Source organism: Arthrobacter sp. (genome assembly GCF_031988865.1).
GTDB lineage: Bacteria > Actinomycetota > Actinomycetes > Actinomycetales > Micrococcaceae > Arthrobacter_B.
The window spans coordinates 1-22,607 of record NZ_DALZXY010000033.1; the positions used below are offsets into that span (position 1 = coordinate 1).

21 protein-coding genes are annotated in these 22,607 nt (G+C 65.5%); 14 read left to right on the forward strand and 7 right to left on the reverse strand.

The genetic code is table 11. From position 1 onward, the window contains the following. The 3 genes from tsaB to tsaD all read left to right on the forward strand — a co-directional run. Nucleotides 1-657, forward strand: a 657-nt coding sequence (tsaB, locus tag RTN46_RS08025) for a tRNA (adenosine(37)-N6)-threonylcarbamoyltransferase complex dimerization subunit type 1 TsaB (protein ID WP_312180411.1), incomplete at its 5' end; no start/stop codon positions are given. 38 nt (nucleotides 658-695) lie between these two features. Beyond that, nucleotides 696-1,172 (forward strand): ribosomal protein S18-alanine N-acetyltransferase, encoded by a 477-nt coding sequence (gene rimI, locus RTN46_RS08030; RefSeq protein WP_312180413.1) that lies wholly within the window; start codon nucleotides 696-698, stop codon nucleotides 1,170-1,172. After that, the gene (gene tsaD, locus RTN46_RS08035) at nucleotides 1,173-2,249 is read left to right on the forward strand and encodes a tRNA (adenosine(37)-N6)-threonylcarbamoyltransferase complex transferase subunit TsaD (protein WP_312180415.1); all 1,077 of its coding nucleotides are present in this window, start codon (nucleotides 1,173-1,175) and stop codon (nucleotides 2,247-2,249) included. Nucleotides 2,250-2,396: 147 nt separating this feature from the next. Here the strand turns inward: tsaD and RTN46_RS08040 are convergent, their stop codons facing one another. Together RTN46_RS08040 and RTN46_RS08045 are read right to left on the reverse strand one after the other, a co-directional pair. Further along, on the reverse strand, nucleotides 2,397-4,244 hold the full coding sequence (locus tag RTN46_RS08040) for a DUF222 domain-containing protein (protein ID WP_312180417.1): 1,848 nt from the start codon (nucleotides 4,242-4,244) through the stop codon (nucleotides 2,397-2,399). A 250-nt stretch (nucleotides 4,245-4,494) separates the two neighbouring features. Then, complete coding sequence (locus RTN46_RS08045; protein WP_312180419.1) at nucleotides 4,495-5,643, reverse strand: glutamate--cysteine ligase; 1,149 nt, start codon at nucleotides 5,641-5,643, stop codon at nucleotides 4,495-4,497. A gap of 145 nt (nucleotides 5,644-5,788) precedes the next feature. Here RTN46_RS08045 and RTN46_RS08050 point away from each other — a divergent pair, with 145 nt between their 5' ends. Further along, entirely contained in the window at nucleotides 5,789-6,601 is an 813-nt protein-coding gene (locus RTN46_RS08050; protein ID WP_312180420.1) for a shikimate 5-dehydrogenase, read from the forward strand. A gap of 134 nt (nucleotides 6,602-6,735) precedes the next feature. Here RTN46_RS08050 and RTN46_RS08055 read toward each other — a convergent pair whose 3' ends face one another. After that, nucleotides 6,736-7,956 carry a class I SAM-dependent methyltransferase gene (locus RTN46_RS08055; protein ID WP_312180421.1) on the reverse strand — a complete coding sequence of 407 codons (1,221 nt, stop codon included), beginning with the start codon at nucleotides 7,954-7,956 and terminating at the stop codon, nucleotides 6,736-6,738. A gap of 143 nt (nucleotides 7,957-8,099) precedes the next feature. Here RTN46_RS08055 and RTN46_RS08060 point away from each other — a divergent pair, with 143 nt between their 5' ends. The 6 genes from RTN46_RS08060 (at nucleotide 8,100) to RTN46_RS08085 (ending at nucleotide 12,432) form a co-directional block, all read left to right on the forward strand. Next, the gene (locus tag RTN46_RS08060) at nucleotides 8,100-9,251 is read left to right on the forward strand and encodes an aminotransferase class I/II-fold pyridoxal phosphate-dependent enzyme (RefSeq protein ID WP_312180423.1); all 1,152 of its coding nucleotides are present in this window, start codon (nucleotides 8,100-8,102) and stop codon (nucleotides 9,249-9,251) included. Between the two features lie 163 nt (nucleotides 9,252-9,414). Continuing rightward, the gene (locus tag RTN46_RS08065; RefSeq protein WP_312180424.1) at nucleotides 9,415-9,762 is read left to right on the forward strand and encodes a DUF6507 family protein; all 348 of its coding nucleotides are present in this window, start codon (nucleotides 9,415-9,417) and stop codon (nucleotides 9,760-9,762) included. Between the two features lie 13 nt (nucleotides 9,763-9,775). After that, nucleotides 9,776-10,291, forward strand: coding sequence for a WXG100 family type VII secretion target (locus tag RTN46_RS08070; RefSeq protein WP_312180426.1), 516 nt, complete (start codon nucleotides 9,776-9,778; stop codon nucleotides 10,289-10,291). Then, on the forward strand, nucleotides 10,288-10,578 hold the full coding sequence (locus tag RTN46_RS08075; RefSeq protein ID WP_312180428.1) for a hypothetical protein: 291 nt from the start codon (nucleotides 10,288-10,290) through the stop codon (nucleotides 10,576-10,578). Before RTN46_RS08070 ends, RTN46_RS08075 begins: the two co-directional genes overlap by 4 nt. 39 nt (nucleotides 10,579-10,617) lie before the next feature. Beyond that, entirely contained in the window at nucleotides 10,618-11,007 is a 390-nt protein-coding gene (locus RTN46_RS08080; protein ID WP_312180430.1) for a hypothetical protein, read from the forward strand. Between the two features lie 3 nt (nucleotides 11,008-11,010). Beyond that, nucleotides 11,011-12,432 carry a hypothetical protein gene (locus RTN46_RS08085; RefSeq protein WP_312180432.1) on the forward strand — a complete coding sequence of 474 codons (1,422 nt, stop codon included), beginning with the start codon at nucleotides 11,011-11,013 and terminating at the stop codon, nucleotides 12,430-12,432. On the opposite strand, the gene RTN46_RS08090 is transcribed toward RTN46_RS08085, so the two are convergent. From RTN46_RS08090 to RTN46_RS08105, 4 genes are all read right to left on the reverse strand, one after another. Beyond that, entirely contained in the window at nucleotides 12,429-13,187 is a 759-nt protein-coding gene (locus RTN46_RS08090; protein WP_312180434.1) for an ATP-binding cassette domain-containing protein, read from the reverse strand. The genes RTN46_RS08085 and RTN46_RS08090 overlap by 4 nt on opposite strands. Next, nucleotides 13,184-14,200, reverse strand: coding sequence for an iron chelate uptake ABC transporter family permease subunit (locus RTN46_RS08095; RefSeq protein ID WP_312180435.1), 1,017 nt, complete (start codon nucleotides 14,198-14,200; stop codon nucleotides 13,184-13,186). Before RTN46_RS08095 ends, RTN46_RS08090 begins: the two co-directional genes overlap by 4 nt. Next, complete coding sequence (locus tag RTN46_RS08100) at nucleotides 14,193-15,230, reverse strand: ABC transporter permease (protein ID WP_312180436.1); 1,038 nt, start codon at nucleotides 15,228-15,230, stop codon at nucleotides 14,193-14,195. The genes RTN46_RS08095 and RTN46_RS08100 overlap by 8 nt, the downstream gene beginning before the upstream one ends. 82 nt (nucleotides 15,231-15,312) lie before the next feature. Beyond that, entirely contained in the window at nucleotides 15,313-16,266 is a 954-nt protein-coding gene (locus RTN46_RS08105) for a siderophore ABC transporter substrate-binding protein (protein WP_312180437.1), read from the reverse strand. A 375-nt stretch (nucleotides 16,267-16,641) separates the two neighbouring features. On the opposite strand from RTN46_RS08105, the gene groES reads away from it, so the two are divergent. From groES to guaB, 4 genes are all read left to right on the forward strand, one after another. Beyond that, nucleotides 16,642-16,938, forward strand: coding sequence for a co-chaperone GroES (gene groES, locus RTN46_RS08110; protein WP_055239413.1), 297 nt, complete (start codon nucleotides 16,642-16,644; stop codon nucleotides 16,936-16,938). 78 nt (nucleotides 16,939-17,016) lie between these two features. Further along, the gene (gene groL, locus RTN46_RS08115; RefSeq protein ID WP_312180439.1) at nucleotides 17,017-18,627 is read left to right on the forward strand and encodes a chaperonin GroEL; all 1,611 of its coding nucleotides are present in this window, start codon (nucleotides 17,017-17,019) and stop codon (nucleotides 18,625-18,627) included. A 161-nt stretch (nucleotides 18,628-18,788) separates the two neighbouring features. Then, nucleotides 18,789-20,909: an acyltransferase family protein gene (locus RTN46_RS08120; RefSeq protein WP_312180440.1), complete on the forward strand. Its 2,121-nt coding sequence runs from the start codon at nucleotides 18,789-18,791 to the stop codon at nucleotides 20,907-20,909. 137 nt (nucleotides 20,910-21,046) lie between these two features. After that, nucleotides 21,047-22,564 carry an IMP dehydrogenase gene (gene guaB, locus RTN46_RS08125; RefSeq protein WP_312180442.1) on the forward strand — a complete coding sequence of 506 codons (1,518 nt, stop codon included), beginning with the start codon at nucleotides 21,047-21,049 and terminating at the stop codon, nucleotides 22,562-22,564. Nucleotides 22,565-22,607 lie beyond the last annotated feature (43 nt).

Below are 22,607 nucleotides of genomic sequence, written 5' to 3' on the forward strand. Positions count from 1 at the left end.
GCCATCGACACCTCCGCCATAGCCAGCGCGGCCCTGCTCACCGGTGAGGGAGAAACCCTCGCGGCCTTCGCCACCGAAGACACCCGCTCCCACGCGGAAGTCCTGGCCCCTGGCATCCAAAACCTGCTGCACGACGCCGGCGTGACCGGCGCCCAGGTCGACGCCCTGGTTGTCGGCGTTGGCCCCGGCCCGTTCACCGGACTGCGCTCGGGCATCGCCACCGCACGGACCCTCGCGTTCGCCTGGAACAAACCGCTGCACGGGGTGATGAGCCTGGAGGCCATCGCGATCGATGCCGCCCTGGACGCCTGGCGGGCCGGGGTGGACGAGTTCGTTGTCGCGACGGATGCGCGGCGCAAGGAGGTCTACTGGGCGCATTACCGCAGCACCGGCGGAACCCCCGAGCTGCTCGACGGACCGCACGTCACCTCACCCGCCGAGGTCCCGGACCTGCCCGCGTACGGCGCGGGTGCCGGCCTTTACCCGGACATTCTCCACGGAGTGCAGGACTTCGCCGCCGCGCAGCCCACGGCCGAAGCGCTGGGCCGCACCGCCGTCGTGCGCCTGGTTCGCGGCCTGCCGCTGCTGGACAGTTCACCGCTGTATCTGCGGGAATCCGATGCGAAGGTCCCAGGCCCCCGGAAGCGTGCGCTGTGAGCGTTCCGATTCGAAGTACTGCCGTCAGCATCCGGCCCATGACCGAGGCCGATATCCCCGGCGTGGACGCGCTGGAAAAGGCCATGTTCCCTGTAGACGCGTGGCCCACGCAGATGTTCTACGACGAGCTCGGGCAGACGGACACCCGCTCCTACTTCGTGGCGGTTGACCCGCTGGACGCCGTGATCGGCTATGCCGGGCTCATGTGTGTGCTGCCCATTGCGGACGTCCAGACCATCGCCGTCGCCGCGGGCCATGAAGGCGCAGGGATCGGTTCGCGGCTGCTCGCCATGCTGATTGACGAGGCCAAGGACCGCGGCGCCGACGACGTCCTGCTCGAAGTGCGGGCGGATAATCCCCGGGCGCAGCGCCTCTACCGCTGGTTCGGTTTTGAGCAGATCCACGTCCGGCCCCGCTATTACCGCGACGGCGCCGATGCCCTGATCATGCGGCTGGAGCTGGCAGCCTGGCAGGGCCGTCCGCAGCGCACCGACCACACTCAGAAGGAAGCGTAAATGAACCGCACCGAACCCCTGGTGCTCGGCATCGAATCATCCTGCGACGAAACCGGCGTCGGCATTGTCCGCGGGCAGACGCTGCTGACTAATGCCGTTTCTTCCTCCATGGAAGAGCACGTCCGGTTTGGCGGGGTCATCCCGGAGATCGCTTCCCGCGCCCACCTGGATGCCTTTGTGCCGACGCTGCGGCAGGCGCTGGAAGAGGCAGGCGTAACGCTCGACGACGTTGACGCCATCGCGGTGACCTCCGGGCCCGGGCTGGCCGGGGCCCTAATGGTGGGGGTCTGCGCCGCGAAGGCCCTGGCAGTCGCCACGGGCAAGCCGCTGTACGCGATCAACCATCTGGTGGCGCATGTGGGAGTGGGCGTGCTCGACGGCGGTGAACTCCCGGAGAACCTCGGAGCGCTGCTGGTCTCCGGCGGGCACACCGAAATCCTGCGGGTTGGCGCGTTGACCTCCGACGTCGAGCTCCTGGGATCGACCATCGACGACGCCGCCGGCGAAGCCTATGACAAGGTGGCCCGGATCCTCGGACTGGGATATCCCGGTGGACCGGCGATCGACAAGCTGGCGCGGGACGGAAATCCGAAGGCCATCCGCTTCCCCCGCGGCCTAACGCAGCCCAAGTACATGGGTACGCCCGAAGCCCCGGGGCCGCACCGCTACGACTGGTCCTTCTCCGGGCTGAAGACCGCCGTCGCCCGCTGCGTGGAGCAGTACGAGGCCGCCGGGCAGGAACCGCCGGTCGCGGACATCGCCGCGTCCTTCCAGGAAGCCGTGGTGGATGTCATCACGTCCAAGGCCGTGCTGGCCTGCACCGAACACGGCATCACCAACCTGCTGCTCGGCGGGGGAGTGGCAGCCAACTCCCGGCTGCGGGAACTCACCGCTGAACGCTGCGCCTCGGCCGGGATTACTCTGCGCGTCCCGCCGATCAATCTGTGCACTGACAACGGGGCGATGGTGGCCGCACTCGGCGCCCAGGTGGTGATGGCCGGCGGCGAGCCCTCCGGCATCGATTTCACGCCCGATCCCTCGCAGCCGGTGACCAGCATCCACCTGCCGGCTGCCTGAGTCAGGCGCCGGGCCGGCACTGGTGTTGGGCCGGGGCTGGCGCAACTAGCCGGCCCGCCCTCCGATTACGCACCGTTTCCATCACGTTCCTATCCGCTCACGGGTGGTGTGTTGTGTGGCTGACCACCGTCCCTTGCCCTGCAGCGCCTAGAACGGTGGTGGATCGTCGTCCGGGGGAGCGGCAGTCGGGGAGTGCGGCGGGTAGCTCGGCATATAGCTGAGGGCGGGGTCGGTGGTGTAGGTCCGGCCGGTGGGTGAGTGCCATTCGATAGTGCCTGGTTCGGGTTGGCGTGCTTTCCAGTGGCCGAGGGTTTTGAAGCGGTGGTGTTTGGGGCAGAGGTGTTCCAGATTCGCGTGGTCGGTGGGCCCGTGGTGGGCGAACGGGGTGGTGTGATCGATCTCCGCATGGACAACGTTGACCGAGCAGCCGGGGAACCGGCAGGTTCCGTCCCGGGCCTGGAGCCAGCGCTTGAGCCCGGCGGGGATGCGGCGACGGTGTCCAACCCCGAGGATCTCCCCGGTGGCAGGATCTTGGCTGAGCGGAGTCCAGTGCAGGGCTTCGAGGATCATGCGGCGTCCGGTCTCCGGGCTGATGGGTCCGTAGCCATTCAGTTCTGCTGGGTCCTCGTTGAGTCCGGCAAGGGTGTCGGCGTTGATCAGGACCATCACTTCGGTCCGGACCCGGGATCGGGGTCGGGGCCGGGGATGGGCCCGGTGCCGTTCGGCCCGCCGGGGTCCCTTCCCTGACCGGCCCACACCCGGGCGGCCGTCCCGGGGCTCCGGGCGTTCCTCTCCTATGCTGGCGCCAGGCTGATCTGAACCAAGGGCATCTGTCGCGGCGGTCCCCGGCCTAGGCATGGAACACCCTGTGGGGGCGGCCCCAGGTCCGGTGACGTTGGGTCCGGGGTCCAGGAACAAATCGGTGAGGGTGTCGGCACGGAGCTGGTCCATCGTGCGGGGATCTCCGGCTCGTTTACCAGCCTTCGCGGCACCGGTAAGGGCGGCGAAGAGCGCCTGGCCTTTCTCCGCGGCGATGAACGCGCTCAGACATGACATGCCATCCGGCAGTGCCTGGAAGGAGACCCGGCGTTTGTCCTTGGCCTGACGGTGGCGTATCGGGATCAGGTCCGGGAACCTTGATTCCCGCAGCCTGCGGGCTCGGCGGCCAAAGCCTGCTGCGGTCCGGCCCTCGGCGGCATTGAGCAGGTCCCGTTCGAATTCCCCGCGTTCGCTCAACCTCCCGGCCCCTCCTCCATCAGGCGTGCCGTCACAGGCCCTGCCGGACATGGAGTCTCCGTCCCCGGTTCCATCAGCGGCGTGGCTGTCAGGACCGTCCGGACTGTGCGCCGCCCCCGGGCCTTCCAGCCCCAGGTCAAGCTGTCCGGAACCGATACCGGAGGGACCCCCGTCCGCTTCGCCGGCTCCTCGCGCTCCGCCTCCAGCGGCACTCCCGTCAGCCCCGCGCCCGCTATCCCCGGCCGTGCCGGCGACCTCGGTGGGCAGGTTTTGAGTTTCGTCGAGGATGATCCGGGCGTGCTGGATAGCGATCCGGCCCTCGGCCAGCCGAAGGAGGGTTTGCGGTGCTTCCAGGCACAGGCGGGTTGATTCGCTGATCAGCTGCATCGCTGTCATGTGGGGCAGGTTCAGCGCTGCTGCTGCCTCAGCGGCCGCCAGGCTCAGGGCCAGGACGGGTTCTTCCCGCCCCTCGGCCTCGGCGATGTCCCTGGCGAAGAGGACTTCCAACCGGGCGGCGACTCTGGCCTGCTGGGCCTGAGCCCAGGACACCAGCATCCCCAGCCGCTGTAGTGCTGAGACGGTCTCCTCATACCCCAGGTTCTCAGCACCGCGCAGTGACAACCGCCCATCGAAGCCCTCCGGCAGTACCTCCACCGATACTTCCGCCACCCCGGCAGGATCAGCGCAGAACACCGGCACACCGTACTCTTCCCGGTCAGCAGACCGGACAGAAGTTGAGGTATCCGAAGAGCGGTTCATACCCCCACACTGCCACCCGCCACTGACATTCCAGGCCCAAAATCGCCCCTTGCGGCAGCATCGAATACCGGTCATTTACCTGTTTTTCGGGCCCGGCGGAAGAGGACTCCTGGAGCGGCTATTGGGTTGCTCTGCCCGCCCTGCAAAGTTGCCCGCCCACCGACAAATTCGCCCAGAAAACGGGATCACGGCGGTGGCCATGGGGAGTGCAGGTGCCGGGGCAGGCTGGCTAACGCCGTCGAGCTCTAAGCTAGTCTTCGCCGCGCAGCTGGCGGACGCCGTCCAGGACCACGGCCCGCAGGTCGCCGCCGTTGGCCTCAGCCACCCGGCGCTGGCGCTGGTAGCCGGCGCCGCGCTCAATGATGCCGGCGACGTCGGCCAGTTCCGAGCTGCAGCCGAGCTTTTCGGCGACCGGAGCCAGCCGCGGCAGGACGTCGTCGAGCAGATGGTCCGTGACCAGCTTTTCGTTGCCCGCGGCGTCGAGGATGATGATCGCGTCGAGTCCGTAGCGCGCGGCACGCCACTTGTTTTCCTGCACGTGCCACGGCGGCATGGTGGGGATGCTGCCGCCGTCGTCCAGGATCGTGGAGAACTCGTCCACCAGGCACTGGGTCAGGGCAGCGATGGCTCCGATGTCCGTGGCCGTTGAGAGCCCGTCGCAGACCCGCAGCTCGATGGTTCCGAGGGCGGGCACCGGTCGGATGTCCCAGCGGATTTCGCTGATGGAATCGATCACTCCGGTGGTGAACATGTCCTGGACATAGGATTCGTATTCGGTCCAGGTGCGGAACTGGAAGGGCAGCCCGGCCGTGGGCAGCTGCTGGAACATCAGGGCCCGCTGCGAGGCGTAACCGGTGTCGTCCCCCGACCAGTACGGGGAAGAGGCGGAGAGCGCCTGGAAGTGCGGGAAGTAGTTCACCAGCCCGTCGAGGACCGGCAGGACTTTGTCCTTCGAATCCAGGCCCACGTGAACGTGTACGCCGTAGATAAGCATCTGCTGGCCCCACCACTGGGTCCGGTCGATCAGCTTGGCGTAGCGTTCCTTATCCGTCACCGGCTGGGAGCGCGGTACGGCAAACGGATGCGTGCCGGCGCAGAACAGCTCAACGCCCATCTCATCGGTCACCCTGCGGACGGCTGTCATGGAGCGGGCCAGGTCTGCCTTGGCCTCGGCTACGGTGGTGCAGATCCCGGTGACCAGCTCCACCGTGTTTTCCAGCAGTTCCTGCTTGATGTGCGGGTGTTCTTCGTCTGCGCTGAGCTCCGGGTCAGCGGCGTTGACCGCGCGCAGGACTTCGTCGGCTACTGAGAGCAGCTCTCCGGACTCCCGGTCCACCAGGGCCAGTTCCCACTCGACCCCCAAGGTCGACTGCGGTGAAGCTGCAAACTCAATATCCAATACGTCTCCTGCTGTGCGTCGCGAAATAATGTCTCCGGTCCGCACCTTTGCGTTCGTAGAGCCGTTCCAATCCTAGCCCGGCTGCGGCACGCATCCGTTACCCTGCGGAAGACCGTTCAGGGCGGCACCGGGCCATAATGGACGGATGCCGATCCTGAACAAAGACATGACGCTGTGCATCTCCCTGGCTGCCCGCCCCAGCAACATCGGAACCCGGTTCCACAACTACCTTTATGAGCAGCTCGGCCTGAACTATGTGTACAAGGCCTTCGCTCCAGCGGACCTGGCCCAGGCAATCGCCGGGGTGCGCGGCCTGCCGATCCGCGGCGCCGCCGTGTCCATGCCCTATAAAGAGGACGTCATCGCCCTGGTGGACCGGATGGATGCTTCCGCCAGCGCCATCCAGTCGGTGAATACAATCGTGAACGACGACGGCGTCCTCACCGCCTACAACACCGACTACCTGGCCATCGCCCGGCTGCTGGCTGACCACAAGGTGCCGCCGGCCAGTTCCGTACTGCTGCGCGGTTCCGGCGGCATGGCCAAGGCCGTGGCTGCCGCACTGCGGGATGCCGGCTTCTCCGACGTGTGCATCGTCGCCCGGAATGAGGGCACTGGCCGTGCCCTGGCAGATCTGTACGACTTCGACTGGCGGGCGGAGCCCGGAACGGCGACGGCGGACCTGCTGATCAACGTCACCCCGCTGGGCATGACGGGCACCGACGAAGATGTGCAGTCCTTTTCCGGCGCGGCCGTTGCCGCAGCGGAGACGGTGTTCGACGTTGTCGCCCTGCCCGCCGAAACCCCGCTGATCCGGGCGGCCCGGACGGCGGGGAAGAACGTCATCACCGGCGCCGAGGTCATCGCCATCCAGGCTGAGGAACAGTTCGTTCTGTACACCGGGGTCCGTCCGACGCCGGAGCAGGTCCGGGCAGCGAGCGAGTTCTCCCGGAGCTAGGCTGCACTGCGTTGGCGCCGAGTGCGCAGATATGGTGACTTCCCGTGCCTCAGGTGCGCAGATATGGTGGCTTCCCGCGCCTCAAGGCCGCCATATCTGCGCACCTGGCAGCGGCTTCCAGGAGCCGCCGCCTGCTATTCGACGGCAGGCACCGGCTCGACGACGATTGCCACGCGGTCCTCGCCGATCCGGGTCAGGACCAGGGTGGCTTTGTTCGGTCCCTTGCCCGAACCCGTGAGCAGCTGCTTGCGCAGTTCCTCCGGCGTCACGGACATGCCGCGCTTCTTGATGTCCAGCACCCCGATGCCGTTGGCGCGGACCCAGGCCTTGAGCGCCTTGACGTTGTAAGGACGCACTTCCAGGATCCGGTAGGCGCGGGCAAACGGCGTCTGAAGCAGCTCCGGTCCAGCAATGTAAGCGATCTGCGGATCCAGCAGGTGCCCACCCAGGCTGCGTGCGACGTCGGCGACCAGGCCCGCGCGGATCACAGCGCCGTCGGGCTCATAAAGGTACCCCTCCGCCGGGCCGGTGCGCACATCCTGGGCGCCGGGAACGTAGTCCTCATGCGACGTCAGCTCCGCGGCCCCGGCCGGCCCAATCACCAGGGCAGCCCGCCGGATGCCCGGCCGGCGCAGCGCATTGAACCAGAGCGTGGCCTCGGTGACGTCGCCGCCGACCGAGACCCACTGCACCTCGCAGTCCGCGGGAATGGAATCGTGCGGAATGCCCGGGCCAAGCTTGACCCCCACCGGCATCCCGCCGTCGGCCAAGGACTCCACGAAGGACAGCGGCGGAGAAAAGGCCTCCGGGTCGAAAATCCGGGAGGTGCCGGACGTCGACGTCGTCCGCCGCGCGGGATCCAGCCAGACACCGTCGAACCCGGTCAGGTCAAAACTCTCGGCATCTCCCTGCACCACGCGCGCTTCGGGCCAAGGCATGAGGTTGATGGTCGCGACCGCGGCGGTAATTTCGTCGAGTTCGACGGCGGTGACCTCTCGGTCCAGCGTGGCGAGGGCCAGGGAGTCCGCGCCGATGCCGCAGCCGAGATCGGCCACCTTCGCCAGCCCGGCTTCCTGGTAACGCTGGGCATGCAGGGCGGCGACGTTCAGCCGGGTCGCCTGCTCCAGACCGGCCGGGGTGAACAGCATGTGCTCGGCGAACGGGCCGAACTTCGCCCGGGCCTTCATCCGCAGCTTCGCCTGGGTCAGGACGGCGGCAACGAGTTCGGGGGAGTGCCCGGCCTTGCGCAGTTCGGTGTTCAGCTTCAGCGACTCGGACTCCAGATAGGGGCCAAGCGAGTTCAGCAGGGCCCAGCCCTCGGGGGTCAGGACGTGGGCAAGGGAAGTGTCGGGCATGCCTACAAGCCTAGTTCTTCCGCCGGGATAGGCCGTTCTCCCGGGTTGGTGCGGTTGCGTAGGGCCCGGTATCCGGCCCCACGCCGGTGTTGGCCTGGCGCCGGGGTCAGGCAGCCGCGCCGCTTCCTTGTAAATTGGAGGATATGACTGAGATGGCCGTAGATTCCCTGGACGTACTCCGCCGACGAACCAGCGTCAAATGGTGCACTCATCCGCAGGATGTCCTGCCGCTGTTCGTGGCGGAAATGGACTATCCGCTCGCACCAGCGGTCGCGCGGGCGATGATCGAGCGGATAGAAGCGTCCGACGTCGGGTACGTTGCGGGGCCGGGGTCGCTGGCGCCCGCGTTTGCCGGGTTCGCGCAGCGTCGCTGGGGCTGGGACGTCGACCCCGCGCGCCTGAGGACCACTACGGATGTCAGCGTCGCGATCGTTGAAGCCCTGCGGCAGGCCATTTCTCCCGGCGCCCAGGTAGTGATCACACCGCCGGTCTACGCACCGTTCTTCCAGCTGCCCGTCGAGGCCGGCGGGATAGTTAAGGAAGTGCCGCTGCTGGACGACGGCACCAGGTGGTCCCTGGACCTGGCCGGACTTGAGGCGGCCTTCGCCGGCGGCGCCGAGGCCCTGCTGCTGTGCAACCCGCACAATCCGCTGGGCTTGGTCCACACCCGCGAGACGCTTGCCGAGGTTGCCCGGCTGGCGCACCGCTACGGTGTGACCGTGATCAGCGACGAGATCCACTCGCCGCTGGTCTACTCGGCTGCTGACTTCACGCCGTTCCTGGCTGTCTCGGAGGAGGCCCGTGCCCATGGGGTCTGCGTGACTGCGGCAAGCAAGGGGTGGAACATCGCCGGCGCCAAGTGTGCCGTGGTGGTTGCGGGGGATCCCGCCATGCAGCTGCTCCTGGATGGCATGCCGTCCGGAACCGGCTTCCGCACCAGCATCCTCGGCCTGCACGGCACGGCCGCTGCTTTCGCTGAGGGCGAGGAGTGGCTGGACGGCGTCCTGCAAACGCTGGATGGAAACCGCCGCCTCCTGGGCGAGCTGCTGGCTGCCGAGCTGCCGGGCGTGCAGTACCGGATGCCCGACGCCGGGTATTTGGCCTGGCTGGATCTGCGCTCCCTGGGCTGGGGTGAGGATCCGGCCGCGGTTGCACTGGACAAGGCCCGCGTGGCCCTGGAATCGGGGTTCAAATTTGGCGCGCAGGGTGACGGACACGTGAGGCTGAACTTTGGCTGTGCTCCTGCCGTCCTCGAGGAAGCCGTCCACAGGCTCAGCGCCGCCAAAGCAGCTTAGCCTCAGGCACTTCTGAGCACAGAGCTCCGATATCTGGCCGCTGACGCCGGATGATGGGGAGTTCTACCCATCGCGGCCGCGCTTAGTGACGGCTAGCCTTGATGAAGACACTGCCGGGCCCCGTCTTTGGCGCCAGGATAGTTTTTGGGGGAATCAGAAGCGCATGTCATTGAACGGCTACGACGTCAATCCAGAGGGCTGCGCAAACGTCATCGCGCAGATTGAGGATGATCCGGCCAGGCCCGAGGCCGTGGCTAGCCTGCGCGACGGCGTGGAAGAAGCGGAATTCGCCTGTATGGGTGGCTCGGGAATTGTTGGCCGGGCGCTGGCAGAGCTCTGGCAAGACACTATGGCTCAGCAGATCGATGCAGCGGAAATCCGTATTCTCAACGCAGTTAACGGTGTCCGTGAAGCGGTGTCGATCATTGCGGGTGCCGACCAGGAGATGGCCGACGCTGCGAGGGCCAGCCTCGCCGAGATCCAGCCAACATCCTCCGGGAACCTGAGCTGAAAGGGACCCACTAGTGTCCATTGACACGTCCGGGCTCTTTGGGTGGTGTTCTCCGGATGTCGTCGAGAGCGCTGCGCCGGCCATTAGCAAGAGCGGGGATGGGTATCTCCAAACCGTCGAGTCGGCCAGGGACACCTGGCAGCAACTGGGCGGGCACTATTCCGGCGACGGAGCCGCAGAGATTCTGGCAGTTTTCAGTAGCGTGATGCCTAACGCCCAGATGTTGGCGGAGTCAGCCAAAGTGGCCAGCGATGCCCTGATGGCCTTTGCTTCCGGAATTCGTGCGCTGGAAGTCAGACGGCATCAGCTCATGGCGCGGGTGGAAGCTGCCGACAGGCGCGCTGCCCAGGATCAGGAAGCGCAATGCATGGCGGATCCGGTTTCCCCGCCTTACCCGGCAGCCACGGCGGATCTGCTGTTGCCGGCTAAATCGGCGGAGGTGCATTCACTCTCGTCACATCAGGCTTCACCATTGCCGACGAGCGGGAAGATGCCTACAACGAACTTCTCAAGGCTAATCCCGGGATGAGCCGGGACAGCCTGGAAGAGCGGGCAAACGTCGAGGGCGGAGTGAAGGGCGGCACCAAGGTTGGCATTGATATAGCGGCCGCCGGCACCGGTGCACTAATTGGTACCGCAATCGGCGGCCCGGTTGGCACCCTGGTTGGAGCCGGCATCGGCATCGGTATTTCCGTGGCTACTTCAGTGGAATTCGATTTCCTGGACGGGCGTACCCTCAAAGACGCTGCCGCTGACGGTGTCATGAACTTCGTAGACGATGTCGCCCAGGGATGGGGAAAGCTCTTCGGCCGGTGATCAAATCACAACACAAGGCAACACAAGACAAGGCACGGCATGGAATCTGGAACTAACTACTGGGCACTCTTCGCGATCCTGCTTACTTGGGGGCTCGTCCTCTTTACCGGCGGCGTTCTCCTCTACACAAAGAAGTTTGTCGGCCTACTGGTCCTGGATAACTTTGTGCCGGGGAAACCGTCGTTGGCCTGCACCTATCTTGGGGCGTGGCTCATCTTGATGGCACCGGCGGAATTTGTACGCCAAACCGGCATGGACGCCCTGATCATTCCCTACGCCATGCTCACCCTCGGATGCCTCGCCATCGGACTCTTGGGATGCTTCTGGATGCCAAAGATCCTCCAACCGCGGTGGATGAAAGAGGGAGACAAGCTGGAGGCACGCGGAGAAGACCTGTACAGCAAACGTTTCTTCAGTGGGGACAAATAACCCATGACCACCGCCACCGACGGGTTCAGCTACGTACAGATGTCCGGCGTTTGGATGCCCCGGCCTGGGGGCTGGGAAGTGGAGCAGAACAACGGGAACTTGGTCGCCGTGGCGCACCCGCCTGTGCCAGAAGGCGTCTTCCGCCCCAACATGGTTCTGCGCTGGGCACCCGCAAACGGAATCTCCCTTGCCAGGTACGCATCCGCTGCCCTGGCAGCGACCATGCAGACAGCGCAGCAGGTCCGCATCATCGCACACGAGACATGGCCGATGAACGGACCCGAGGGCACGGTAGCCGGCCGGCGGCAGCGCTTTGTTCATCAGGTGGAGCAGCATCCGGTCTGCGTGGACCGCTGGCTGTGGATCGCCGGCGGCCGTGTGCTCGAGGCAACTGCAAGCTACACAGTGGAGCAGCACGCAGGGATGAAGCTGCTGTTCGAGCAGATGATTCGTGACATCCGAATAGTCGATGTAAGCCCGGACGCGGAACCGGGGCAGGGCCAGCGCCACCTGATTGATGCCATTGCCCCATCCGAGGCGCGGCTGGATGAGGCAGCATCGCGTCTGGCAGGTGAGGACCGCGAGGACCTGGGTGCCCTGGCAGCTGCCCAGCCCTACCAGGAAAGTGCGTGCAGGCTCTCCATCCCCTCCCTGGAACTGATGGACACACTTGCGGGCAGGAACAAGCTGGGAATGTTCCAGCGCAGGGGTACGGAGTTCGCGGCACTGCGGGACGCCGGCCTGCTGGCCGCAGACGGTGCCCTCACCGCGGCCGGCAGGGAGTTCCTGGCGCCGATCCGTACTCTCAACTCATCTTTCAGGGTGCAGGCAGCCGACGCAGACGGAGGGGGCGTTCTGCAGGCCTGGATCGGGGGAGGCTATGGAAAGGTGACGGCGGAACCCTCGCGCTTCTCTGGTGCGCCCACACCGGTTCCGCGCCCGGACGATCTGGCGGTCCAGCTGCTTCAGGCAAATGCAGTCCCCAAGGCTATCGCCGACTGGCTGGGGTTTTCACCGGCATGGAGCATTGCGCACGAGCCGGTGGTCCTCTCCATGGAGCACTACGATGCCAGGATGGCTTCCGCACAGGTATTGGCTCCGGAAGGGCTGGAGGAAGCTGCCACGCGAATGTGGGAACAGCCGTGGACGGAATGGCAGATTATCGAGGAAGGCACGGGAGGGTGGTTCGGATTCCTGAACGCAGGGGCAGCCGGCCAGTACCGGCTGGGCCCGGTTGATGGCGGCCGCGTTCTGCTGGAGCCGATCTCCTCGGCCGCCGTTTGGGACATCCTGGTCCGGTTCATCCATGCATCCGTCGAGGGAATCCTCCTCCTGCTGCCTGAAGTGCCGGGATTCGACGAACCGCCCGCCAGCGGCGGGGGAGCGCACAGGGGCAGGAAGTGGGTTGAGAACCCCAGCCGCTAGGCGAAGTAGACGCCGATCCGGTTGCCCTCGATCTCCTCGATGCGGATGTCGATCTCGTAAATGTCCTTCAGCACCTCGGGCTGCATGATCATCGACGGCGGTCCCTGATGCAGGAGCTTGCCGTCGGCCATGGCAATGATGTCGTCCGAGTAGCAGGACGCGAAGTTGATGTCGTGGATGACCAGCACCACGGTCTTGCCCAGCTCATCGGTCAGCCGGCGCAGCAGCCGCATCATCTCCACTGAGTGCTTCATGTCCAGGTTGTTCAGCGGCTCATCCAGCAGCAGGTAGTCGGTGTCCTGGGCCAGCACCATGGCGATGAACGCGCGCTGGCGCTGCCCGCCGGAGAGCTCGTCAACGAACCGGTCCGCCAGCGCCGTGAGGTCCAGGAACGTCATGGCCTGTTCGATCTTCTCCCGGCACACCGCCGTCGGGCGCCCGCCGTTGTGCGGGTAGCGGCCGAAGCCCACGAGGTCGCGGACCGTGAGCCGGACGGTGAGGTGGTTGTCCTGGCGCAGGATCGCCATCTTCCGGGCCAGGTCCTTACCGGGGGTACTGACTACATCGAGGCCGTCCACGCTTACCGTGCCGGCGTCGGCTGGCAGCAACCGGCTGATGATGGACAGCAGCGTGGACTTGCCCGCACCGTTGGGGCCGATGATCGAGGTGATGCCGCCTTCCTTGATGGAGCAGCTCACCCCATCCACCACGGCAGTGTGCGCGTATTTTTTCGTTACGCCGGTGACCTGGATCATTTGACGGAGCCTTTCAGGAGCAGGATCAAAAAGACGATCCCGCCGACGAATTCAATGACGATGCTCAGGGCCGTGTCGAACGCGAAAATGCGTTCGAGGACCAGCTGGCCGCCCACCAGGGCGATGATGCCGATCAGCACCGCGATGGGAACCACGGCCGCGTGCTTGAAGTGTGAACAGAGCTGGTAGGCCAGGGAGGCCACCAGCAGCCCGAAGAAGGTGACCGGCCCCACCAGCGCCGTGGACACTGCGACGAGCACGGAGCAGATGACCAGCACCAGGGTCACGGACCGCTTGTGGTTCACTCCGAGGTTGATCGAGGTTTCACGGCCCAGGGACATAACGTCGAGCTGGTGCCGCATCCGCCAGGCGGGAACGCTCACCAGGGCGACGGCGATCAGCGAGTAGCCGAGCAGCGCTCCGTCCACATTATTGAAGCTGGCGAAGAACAGGTCCTGCAGGATGATGAATTCGCTGGGCTCGATCAGCCGCTGCAGGAGCGAGGAGAAGCCGCGGAACATGGTGCCCAGCACAATCCCGACCAGCAGCATCAGGTGCAGGGATTTCCCGCCGCCGGTGAACAGCCACCGGTAGAGCAGGAAGGAGAAGCCCACCATTAGGGCCACCTCCATGCCATAGCGCAGCGGCGCAGCCATGGAGAGGACCACCCCGCCACCGAGGGTGAACACCAGGACGGTCTGGATCAGCACATACAGGGCATCAAAGCCCATGATCGACGGCGTGAGGATCCGGTTCGCGGTGACAGTCTGGAAGAGCACGGTGGAGACGCCGACGGCGTAGGCCACCAGGATCATCGAGCCCACCTTGATGGCGCGGCGGGGCAGGACGTAGCCGATGTTTCCGCGCAGCTCGATGGTCATAAAGACCGCGACGAGGGCCGCCGCCACCACGGATAGCAGGATGATCCAGAATCTGGGGGAGAGGTTCCGCACCGGCCGGCGGCGCTGCGCGGTGAGCGCGGAGGGCAGGGCACTGACGGGACTGCTAGGCACGGGAGGAGCGCTTTCTCAGGAGCAGGTACAGGAACAGGACGCTGCCGACGGCGGACACGATCACGCCGACCGGGATCTCATACGGGTACCGGATGGTCCGGCCGATGATGTCGCAGATCAGCACGAAGCCTGCGCCGAAGATCCCAACCCAGGGAATCGCTTTGCGAACGTTGTCTCCCACGAGGAGCGAGACCAGGTTCGGCACGATCAGGCCGAGGAACGGCACCGAGCCGACGCTGACAACCACAACGGCGCTGATGAGGGACACGATGATCAGCCCGAGCGTCATCACGCGGTTGTAGTTCAGCCCGAGGTTGGTGGTGAATTCCTGGCCCATGCCGGCGACGGTGAAGCGGTCGGCCGCGAGGTAGCCAATGACCGTCAGTGCCCCGACGATCCAGAGCAGTTCGTAGCGTCCGCGCAGGACGCCGGAGAAGTCCCCGGTCATCCAGCTGTTCAGTGTCTGCAGCAGGTCGAAGCGGTAGGCGAAGAAGGTGGTGACGGCGGCGATGACGCCGCCGAGCATAATCCCGACCAGCGGAACAATCAGCGTATTGCGCAGCGGGATGCGCCGCAGCACCAGCAGGAACAGGGCGGTGCCGGCGACGGCGAACACAGTGGCGGTGGACATCTTGAGGAAAAGCGAGGCACCGGGCAGGAGCACCGTCACCACGAGGATGCCCAGTGAGGCTGACTCCACGGTGCCGACGGTGGATGGTTCAACGAACTTGTTGCGGGCCATCAGCTGCATAATGAGCCCGGCCACGCTGAGCGCCATGCCGGACAGGATGATGCTCAGCGTCCGGGGCACGCGGGAGACCCAGAAGATGTTCCAGGCATGTTCGTCGCCGGCCAGGAGTGACGCGAGCGAAACGTCGCTAACGCCAACGAACATGCTGACGACGGCGAGCAGCAGGACGCCGGCCCCACCCATAATCAGCATCGCTGCGGGACTCCGGAACCGCCGGGGTCCGGATACGGCAGCAGCTCCGGCGGGTGCCGGAGCTGGGGAGGAGGTGAGCAGGCTCATGGGGCGTTCCGTCTCCCTCTCCGGCCGGTGTTCCGCAGGGGAAAGCCGGCCGGAGAGGATCTAGCAGGTGTGAGGGACGGGGTTAGGCAATACCGTCCTGGACAGCGGTGACCATGGCGTCAACGTTGTTCAGGCCGTAGCCCACCAGATACCAGCTGGAGGAGTCGAGCATGGTGATGTTCCCGTTCTTGGCGGCCTTGGTGCCCTGGACCAGTTCGTTGTCCAGGACGGCGGAGGAAACTTCGCCTGCATTGCCGACAGCTACGTCGCGGTCAATCACGAACAGGTGGTCCGGGTTAACCTCGGAAACGTACTCGAAGGAGACGGATTCGCCGTGCTGGGCTTCGGACTTGATATCCGCCGCCGTGGGAACGCCGAGGACGTCATGGATCAGGCCAAAACGGGACCCGGCACCGTAGGCGGTCATTTCCCCGCCGCTGGTCATGATGATCAGGCCGTTACCGGCGTCCGCAGCGGTTGCCTTGGTCTCTTCGACCTTGGTCTCGAGGGCGGCAAGCTGTTCCTCGACGGCATCGCTCTTGTCGAAGATCTCGCCGATGATCTCCGTGTTGGTGATGAAGGAGTTCCAAGGATCCGCAGCGTCGGTGCTGAGGTTGATGGTCGGAGCAATCTTGGAGAATTCCTCGTAGGAATCCGAGGTGCGGCCGGACATGATGATCAGGTCCGGGGCGCCGGCGCTGATGGCCTCGAAGTCGGGCTCCTTCATGCTGCCGATCTTGGCGTAGTCGTCCGAGCCGTACTTGGACAGGCTTTCCGGGAAGTTCGCCGCTGGAACGCCGTCAACTTCGATGCCCAGCGCGTCCAGGGTGTCGAGCGCGCCCAGATCGAACGTGTAGACGGTCTCCGGGTTGACCGGAACCTCAGTGGTGCCCTGGGTGTGCTCCACGGTGACGGTGGCGGGTTCGGTGGCTGCGGGATCGGCGGCAGCTTCGGTGTCCTGGCCGCACGCGCTGACGGCCAGCAGGGACACGAGGGCGGTTCCGGCAAGCAGCCGGGACTTCAGGGTCGTCTTCACGAGTGGGTGCTCCAGTTTTTTCAAAGGGTGCGCCGCCTGCCGGATGCCTCCGCCATTAGGGCACAAAATTGTTGGCTAATTTCTGCGCGCCCTTGAAAACTATCTTGTTAGGCAAGGCTAAGCAACTTGCAAGGACCCCATGAGTCACGAAGCCTCGGGGTGGAATGCCATCCTGCCTTCGCGGCGGGAAATTCTTCGTTCGAAGATTGTTGGCACTCACCTTGACCGAGTGCTAACCGTTGCATAAGGTCGGAGCTAGCACTCGACACGTGAGGGTGCTAATTCCTGAGGGAAGCGCCCACCGGCACCCGCGACGACGGCAAGCGCCTACCGACGGTCCACAAACCCGTTAGTAACTAAGCAAAGGAGAGCCGAGTGTCGGTCTCTATTAAGCCCCTTGAGGATCGCATCGTTGTTCGCCCGCTCGAAGCTGAGCAGACCACGGCTTCCGGCCTGGTCATCCCGGACACCGCAAAGGAAAAGCCGCAGGAAGGCGAAGTCGTAGCAGTAGGCCCCGGCCGCGTTGACGACAACGGCAACCGTGTGCCGATCGATGTCGCTGAAGGCGACGTCGTCATCTACTCCAAGTACGGCGGAACCGAGGTCAAGCAGGGCGGCCAGGAATACCTGGTGCTCTCAGCACGCGACGTGCTGGCCATCGTCGTCAAGTAATTCTTCGAAGACCCCGGCCAGATTCGGCCGGGGTCTTCTTTTGTAGATGCAGATGTAGTTGTCGGAAAGGACACACACATGGCAAAGCAGTTGGAGTTCAACGACTCCGCCCGTCGTTCACTGGAAGCGGGTGTCGACAAGCTCGCCAACACCGTCAAGGTCACCCTCGGCCCGCGCGGCCGCAACGTTGTGCTCGCCAAGACCTGGGGCGCACCCACCATCACCAACGACGGCGTGACGATCGCCCGCGAGGTCGAACTCGACGATCCGTATGAGAACCTTGGCGCGCAGCTGGCCAAGGAGGTCGCCACCCGGACCAACGACGTCGCCGGTGACGGCACCACCACCGCCACCGTCCTGGCCCAGGCCCTCGTCAAGGAAGGCCTGCGCAACGTTGCCGCCGGCGCGGCTCCCGGCGCCCTCAAGCACGGCATCGAGACCGCCGTCGAGGCCGTTGCCGCCCGCCTGCTGGAAAATGCCAAGGAAGTAGAAGGCAACCAGGTCGCCCACGTTGCCGCTATCTCCGCGCAGAGCGAAGAGATCGGCCAGCTCCTGGCCGAAGCCTTCGACACGGTCGGCAAGGACGGCGTCATCACCATCGAGGAATCGTCCTCGACGTCCACCGAACTGGTCATCACCGAAGGCATGCAGTTCGACAAGGGCTACCTCTCGCCGTACTTCGTGACCGACGCGGAGCGCCAGGAAGCCGTCCTTGAAGACGCGCTGATCCTCATCAACTCCGGCAAGATCTCCTCGGTCGCTGAGTTCCTCCCGTTGCTCGAAAAGGCGCTGCAGGCCTCCAAGCCGCTGTTCATCATCGCCGAAGACATCGACGGCGAGGCGCTGTCCACCCTGGTGGTCAACAAGATCCGCGGCACCCTGAACGTCGTTGCCGTCAAGGCTCCGGGCTTCGGCGACCGCCGCAAGGCCATGATGCAGGACATCGCGACCCTCACCGGTGCTCAGGTTGTGTCCCCGGACCTCGGCCTGAAGCTGGACCAGGTTGGCCTTGAGGTGCTGGGCTCCGCCCGTCGCATCACGGTCACCAAGGACCACACGACCATCGTTGACGGCTCCGGTTCCGAAGCTGACGTCGCAGACCGCGTTGCCCAGATCCGTGCGGAAATTGAACGCACGGATTCGGACTGGGACCGCGAGAAGCTCCAGGAACGCCTGGCCAAGCTCTCCGGCGGCATCGGTGTCATCAAGGTCGGTGCCGCAACCGAGGTTGAGCTGAAGGAAAAGAAGCACCGGATCGAAGACGCCGTGTCCTCGACCCGCGCAGCCCTGGAAGAGGGCATTGTGGCCGGCGGCGGTTCCGCACTGGTCCACGCTGCCCGCGCCCTGGACACCAACGCCGACGTCGCCAAGCTCGAAGGCGACGCAGCGACGGCCATCGGCCTGGTCCGCCGCGCGCTGGCCCAGCCGCTGCGCTGGATCGCGGAGAACGCCGGTGCTGAAGGCATGGTTGTTGTCTCCAAGGTCAGCGAGCTCGAAGTCAACAACGGCTTCAACGCTGCCACCGGTGAGTACGGCAACCTGATCGAAGCCGGCGTCATCGACCCGGTCAAGGTCACCCGGTCAGCCCTGCGCAACGCTGCTTCGATCGCCGCCCTGGTCCTCACTACTGAGGCCCTGGTTGTTGAGAAGCCGGCGGATGACGCTGATGACCACGGTCACCAGCACTAATCACAGCTGACAAATTGGGCCCGGCCCAGCGCACTAATCCTGCGCTGGACCGGGCCTTTTTGTGACCTGGACCCCGCGGCCGGGGCACAGCCGGATTCCGGCTCCGGCTCGACCGGCAGGTAAACTCTTGCGGTATTTGCCCCTCGAAAGGACTCCCGTAAGTGTCAGCACCGCAGCAGCATGCTGCCGCTTCCCGCTCCTCTTGCCCCGCTGCAGCTCCTTCCGGCTCCGCCACGCCGCCCCGCAATGCGGGCAGCGAACGGCGTTACCGCCCCGAAGTCCAGGGCCTGCGTGCCCTTGCTGTGGTGCTGGTGGTGGTCTACCACGTATGGCTCGGACGGGTGTCCGGGGGAGTGGACATTTTCCTGCTCATTTCGGCCTTCCTGCTCACGGGGTCCTTCGTTCGGAAGGCTGAAGCAGGCCGCGCTCTGGCCCTGGGCCGCTACTGGCTGCACCTGTTCAAGCGCCTGCTGCCCGCCGTCGTTGTTGTCCTGCTCGCCGCGCTGGCGGCCGCCGCCGTGCTGCTCCCATCCAGTGAATGGCAGGGGCTGATCGGCCAAGCCTGGTCATCCCTGTTCTACGTCCAGAACTGGACCCTGGCCAACAATGCCGTGGATTACCTGGCTGCCGACCACAGTGCGGCGAGTCCCCTCCAGCACTTCTGGTCCCTGTCCGTCCAAGGGCAGGTCTTTATTCTCTGGCCGCTGATCTTCGCCGCGGTCCTTCCACTGGCCAAGATCCTGGGGCGCAGCTACCGGTCAGTGCTGGCCGGCGTCTTTGGTGCCGTCTTCGCCGCATCCCTGGCGTTTTCCATTTGGGAAACCAGCGCCAACCAGGCCTACGCCTACTTTGATACGCGCACCCGGCTCTGGGAATTCGCGCTGGGATCATTGCTGGCGCTGGCACTGCCCTATCTGCACCTGGGCCGCCGTGCGCGGATCGTCCTGGGCTGGGCCGGCGTGGCTGCCATGCTCAGCTGCGGCATCATCCTGCAGGTCCAGCAGCAGTTCCCCGGGTACCTCGCCCTGTGGCCCACCCTCGCAGCTGCCATGATCATCGTCGCGGGGGACACCGGCAGCCGCGGCGGCGCGGACCGCTGGCTGAAGGCGAAGCCGCTGGTGAAGCTGGGGGATAACTCCTACGCCCTCTACCTTTGGCACTGGCCGGTCCTCGTGTTCTGGCTGGTCGCGTCGGGGCAGCAGAACGCCGGACTGATCGACGGCGCAGCCGTCATCCTGGTTTCCCTGCTGTTGGCGGTGCTGACCACCAAGCTGGTGGAAGGTCCGCTGCGGGGCTGGTCCTGGCCCCAGGCCGCGTCCTGGCGCTCCGCCGTGGTCCTGGCTGCCTCCTTCGCCGTGGTCGCAGCCCCGCTGGCGGGATGGCAGGCCAAGGTCCAGGCCGACGCCGAAGCTGTCCGGCAGCAGGGCATCGCGGACAATCCCGGTGCCCTGGCCCTGGATCCGGCGTTCGAATTTGCTGCATCCACAAGCGCGCTGGTGAAACCGTCGCCGTCGGACATGGACCAGGAATGGGCCCAGCTTGACGAGGCCTGCGGCGAGGAATTCGCACCTGCACCGGACTCGGTCATCGCTGATTCCTGCAAGCAGATCGGCCCCTCCGAGGGGGCCGCGAAAACCATTGTGGTCCTCGGGGACTCGCACGCCATGCAATGGTCCGCAGCCCTGCGGCCGATTGCCCTGGCCAACGACTGGCACGTGATCACCATCCTGAAGATGGGCTGCCGCTACGGGGCCGAAGATCCAGAACGTTCGGAGGACTGCAACACCTTCAACCAGGCTGCCGGGGAATATGTGATGGAACGCCTGCCCGACGCCGTCTTTACCGTGGCTTCGGTCACCAAGGAGTCCCGGCCCGATGAAGTTCTGGCCGGCGGCTACGACGACGGCGTGCGCGGCTTCGCGGAAGCGGGCATCTCCGTGCTGGCCATGCGGGACAACCCACGGTTCGAATTCGATATGTTCAAGTGCCTGGAGGCCAACGAACTGTCGACCGAAGCCTGCCACGTACCGCGCAGCCAGCTGCTGGCCGAGGTATCTCCGCTGGCCGGACTGGAGGAACGCATTCCCGGGGTGAGGACGCTGGATATGAGCGACCAGTTCTGTTTTGAGGACGCCTGCCCCGGAATCATCGGCAACGTCATCGTCTACAAGGACCACGACCACCTGAACCGCACCTACATGGAAACCACCTCCCACGTGCTTGCCGAGCGGATACTGGAGGCGACCGGCTGGGAAGGCATCACCACCGCCGGGACCACCTAGACCGCCCGGCGTCGGCCCTGATAGCGGATGGAATAGTGAGGGCCGCCGATTTCGTTCTACGATTAGACGAACTAGAAGAATCCGGCCGCGATGCCCGGCCTACCCCCATAACTCCCGGTCCCGAAAGAGGCGCGCACTTGAGCCAGCAGTCCCCAGAACACGATCCGTTCGGCTTTATCGGCCTGACCTACGACGACGTCCTCCTGCTGCCCGGCCCCACGGACGTCATTCCGTCCGAGGCGGACACCAGCTCCCGCCTGACCAAGCGGATCACTGTGCAGACCCCGCTGCTGTCCGCCGCCATGGACACCGTGACCGAATCCCGGATGGCCATCGCCATGGCCCGCCACGGCGGCCTCGGCGTGATCCACCGCAACCTTTCCATTGCCGACCAGGCCGAGCACGTGGACCGCGTCAAGCGCAGCGAATCCGGCATGATCACCAACCCGGTCACCATCGACCCGGAGGCAACGCTGGCGGAACTCGATGACCTGTGCGCCCATTTCCGCGTCTCCGGCCTGCCGGTCGTGGACCAGGACAACAAGCTCCTCGGCATCGTGACCAACCGCGACACCCGGTTCATTCCGCGCTCCGAGTACCCCCACCGCAAGGTTGGGGAAGTTATGACCCGCATGCCGCTGATCACCGGCCGGGTGGGCATCACCCCCGAGGAAACCGTCGAGCTCCTCGGCAAGCACCGGATCGAAAAGCTGCCCCTGGTGGACGAGGCCGGGCGCCTGCAGGGCCTGATCACGGTCAAGGACTTCGACAAGGCAGAGCAGTACCCGCTGGCCACCAAGGACGAGGAAGGCCGGCTCCGCGTCGGTGCCGCGGTCGGGTTCTTCGGCGACGGCTACGAGCGGGCCATGGCCCTGGTCGAGGCCGGCGTTGACCTCCTGGTCGTGGACACTGCCAACGGGCACAGCTCAGGCGTCCTGGAAATGATCTCCCGGCTCAAAAAGGACCCGGCCGCCGCCCACGTCGATGTCATCGGCGGCCAGGCAGCCACCCGCGAGGGCGCCCAGGCACTGATCGACGCTGGTGCCGATGCCATCAAGGTAGGCGTTGGCCCCGGTTCCATCTGCACCACCCGCGTCGTCGCCGGCGTTGGTGTCCCGCAGGTTACCGCGATTTACGAATCCGCCAAGGCAGCTATCCCCGCGGGCGTTCCCGTGATCGCCGACGGCGGCCTCCAGTACTCCGGTGACATCGGCAAGGCCATCGTTGCCGGCGCTGACACCGTGATGCTCGGCAGCCTGCTGGCCGGCTCCGCTGAAAGCCCGGGCGACCTCGTCTTCGTCAACGGCAAACAGTTCAAGACCTACCGCGGCATGGGCTCGCTGGGCGCCATGCAGACCCGCGGCAAGAACACCTCGTACTCCAAGGACCGCTACTTCCAGGCCGACGTCCCCAGCGACGAGAAGCTGATCCCCGAAGGCATCGAAGGCCAGGTGCCCTACCGCGGCCCGCTCTCCGCCGTCGCGCACCAGCTGGTGGGCGGCCTGCGGCAGACCATGTTCTACACCGGTGCAAGGACCATTGCCGAGCTCAAGGCCAAGGGGCGCTTTGTCCGCATCACCCCGGCAGGGCTGAAGGAATCCCATCCGCACGACATCATGATGACCGCCGAGGCACCGAACTACGGCCGCCGCTAAGCGCTGACTCCATCCAGCGGGCACCGTTCCTCCGGGACGGTGC